Source organism: Anaerotignum sp., from assembly GCF_045122575.1.
Classification (GTDB): domain Bacteria; phylum Bacillota; class Clostridia; order Lachnospirales; family Anaerotignaceae; genus Anaerotignum_A.
Genome location: NZ_JBGVHV010000147.1, coordinates 1 through 3,149 on the forward strand (window position 1 = coordinate 1; position 3,149 = coordinate 3,149).

Genomic DNA, 3,149 nt, shown 5'->3' on the forward strand with positions numbered 1-3,149 from the left:
AGGCAGGAAGATCAGTACGTTACCGGCATACATGATCAGTAGACCCAGTTCAATGGGCATCATCTGCCGTTTCAGCATTTCATCCTTCTTACCATATTTCCAGAGCAGGAAGAACATATGAACACTGGCGCCAAATGTGACGCCGTACAGGAAAATAACTTTCCATGTTGTTTCATACAGATATGTAATGGATCCATCCGCCATCAGAACTGCTTCAGGAGGAGCCAGCAAAGCGCCCGTCAAGATATTGAAGGCATTGGCTGCCACTGCCAGCACCAACCAGATGCGCCGCCAGATACCGATTTCGATATTGGCAAAATCCACCGCAAACAATAAAGACACATAGGGGCATAGGGTCAGCCCCAGAATAGATATATCATACCATACCTTTACACTGTGGAATAGCTGGGCACGCATGAAGAAGGAACCGCCTGTCCACAGGATCATCGTGATCAGAATCAGCATGAATTCGTTGATGATCTTCGTTCTTTTTGCCGCAATAAATGTCAGGAAAAGGAACAGATAACAGATCAGCGCGATGATGGAGATAAAAGCATAACTACCGGTCATAAGCTTCCACCTCCCCGATATTGATACCAAAGATCAACAGCCTCTTCCACCTGCAAGAGTTCCATCACATCATATTTGGATGGATTGATCCTGCGCAGTTTTTTATCCGTTCTTCTCTGATACTCGGCAAAGGTGCCGCATTTCAGGATGGTGATTTCCAGAGGATCCACCCCAAGGATCTTTTTCAGATCCTTATAATCCTGATCTACATATTTAAAATAAACGCTCAGATGCTCCCTCAGGATCTCTTTACTGATTGCCTGAGAAATCAATGATTTCGGAGACATTTCCACATACAGATGCAGTCTGGGACGTTTTTCTTCGTTATATTCCTTCATTGCGACCCAATGATCGATCTCCAGACGGCTCAGGTCAATGGCACTCTGAATAGAATATTCTGTTACACGGGTAAAGCCTGCAATATCGATCACCGTAGGGATACGGTCAACATAATGGAAGCGAGGGATCTTTGTGCCGTCTTCCGAATTTTCCAGACCTACACAGCGGTATACATCGCCAACGCGGTAACGGACAAAGGCGCCGCCCTTCAGCACAGAAATCACCAGTTCGTATTTTTCACCGGGAAGCACTTCATTCATCAGGTACGTTTTCGGCTGATATTCCGGATCTTCCAGACTGATTTCCATTTCCCTTTCGGGAATGAATTCATAGAAACAGGTATCCGGGAAGAAATACATCCCATTTTTCGTCCATGTTTCCGTACCGATACAGCTGGGTTCTGTGCCCGCAAACAATTCCATGGGTCTGATACCCCACAGGCGCTCCAGATCGTCTTTATAGCTGTTATTATCCGTACCGGCAACCACGAACCCCTTCGGTTTGAAAAGATCCTTTGGCATCAGGGGTCTGCCTTCTTTTTTGCAGATCCGTTTTGCCTTCAAGAGCCTTGCCAGCATTGCAGGAGAAACTTTCTTCAGACCGGAAAGGCCGCCACCGCTGCCGCCGCTCATCTCACCAAGAGAAAGGCTGACAAAATAAGCCACACTGCCCAGACCAAAGAAGAAATCAATATCTCTCTTCAGTGCCATTTTAAAGCCCAGTTTGTTTCTTTCACTGAAGGACAGCTGCACCGCTTCTTTTACAGGCGGCAGGAAATCGATCTCGATCTCGTCATTCAGTGCCAGAGGGAACAGGCCGGTAGCATAAGGCAAAGGTGCCAATGCATACAGGAAAGTATCATGGGCCTTCAGATCAAACTTGCCTTTTTCACGAGCCGTTGTCAGAATCATGCAGGCAAGGACATTGTTACGGTAAGTATCCAGCATACTCTTGGTATAAGGAGCCACCTTTACAGGATGGCGTCCTCCTTCCCACGTGGTCTGGATCCAGATGATCGGTTCGTCCGGAAGCATACTGCCCTGCTTTGTCAGAAGCACATCCGCATAATCGCCATAGGAAGTCAGAGGCACTGCCTTTCGGAATTCCTCAATACTTGTTACCTTCTTTCCTTTCAAGAAACGCTGTCCCAGCGGACAATTGCTCCAAAGAGCAATCTGTTCTTCCATCAGTCGGTTCTGGATAGACATATATTCTTCCATAGAAAGATCAAGAAAACCGCAGTATTCCTGCCAGATCTCTTCCTGAGATAAAATTTTCAGTTTTTCTTCGAATCTCATAAACCAGTCACCGGCTCTCCTTGAAAGTATCCATACAGCGTTTCAGGCTTTTTCCGTTGGGGATCAGAAACGGAACCCGTTTCTTATAATCTCCGTAGTCGAAAAAAACTCTGGGAAACGTATAATAATCCTGCAACACAACATAGCAGAAATTTAATAAGCTGAACCAAACTGCCATGACAAGCAAAAGTTCTGTACCAAAAGCAAGCCAAAGACAGAAATAAAAACCCGCAAACCACAGTACACCGGGGTGTCTGCAAAGGGCATACATTTTTTTATCATAGGTCTTGTGGGCTTCCTGCATTACGTAAGTTTCTTCAAATGGTAATGCAAAAAACAATGTATAAATAAGCAACCCAAAGAAAAGGATCGCAAAAAGCAGAAAAATGATCCGCTTCATACCGTATTCCATCTGCAGAACATCTATTTTCCAAAGAAGCATGATCGTTGCTGCCACCAGAAAAACAGAGCCTATGGTGAAAAAACTCTTTGTAATCTTATGAAAACGGTGGGAAATAACTCCGCCCTGCTCCAGGTCGTAAACTGCATATAAAAGAAATGAAATTGTACCCAAAACGATTTCCTTCATATATTTTCCTCTTATCTATGGCATAATTCCATAAATGAACCCACTTCTCGACACTAATTCATTATCAATATTAGCACGAAAAATGTACTCTTTCAATGAAAAAAACGCATAATTAAAAAACTTATTTCAGAAAATATGAACAAACCTTATCATTCTTCACAATTTCATATGTTTTCGTAATATGGACAAAAAACGTCCCTTAAAAACAATTTGATTTGAAATATAAAAAAGCTCTCCTAACGGAGAGCTCTTTTTGCATAACCAAATCTAAATGTATAATTTTGAATGCTTTCGCAGTCTATTCTATAATTAAAATCGATTAAGCGCGTGTTACGTTTGCAGCCTGAGGGCCT

Annotated in this window: 2 protein-coding genes and 1 pseudogene; all 3 read right to left on the reverse strand. The window is 43.5% G+C overall.

The window, feature by feature from the left end; all coding sequences use genetic code 11:
• Positions 1-570 (reverse strand): annotated as a pseudogene (locus ACJMLT_RS07120) (hypothetical protein); the annotation flags it as partial.
• Positions 567-2,207 carry a GH3 family domain-containing protein gene (locus ACJMLT_RS07125; RefSeq protein WP_405728666.1) on the reverse strand — a complete coding sequence of 547 codons (1,641 nt, stop codon included), beginning with the start codon at positions 2,205-2,207 and terminating at the stop codon, positions 567-569. The pseudogene ACJMLT_RS07120 and the gene ACJMLT_RS07125, both read right to left, overlap by 4 nt.
• Before the next feature lie 7 nt (positions 2,208-2,214).
• On the reverse strand, positions 2,215-2,796 hold the full coding sequence (locus tag ACJMLT_RS07130) for a hypothetical protein (protein WP_405728669.1): 582 nt from the start codon (positions 2,794-2,796) through the stop codon (positions 2,215-2,217).
• Positions 2,797-3,149: the final 353 nt, after the last annotated feature.

Coding starts and splice junctions, on each gene's coding strand:
- ACJMLT_RS07125 (WP_405728666.1), bottom strand. CDS start 2,207: ATGAGATTCGAAGAAAAACTGAAAATTTTATCTCAGGAAGAGATCTGG.
- ACJMLT_RS07130 (WP_405728669.1), bottom strand. CDS start 2,796: ATGAAGGAAATCGTTTTGGGTACAATTTCATTTCTTTTATATGCAGTT.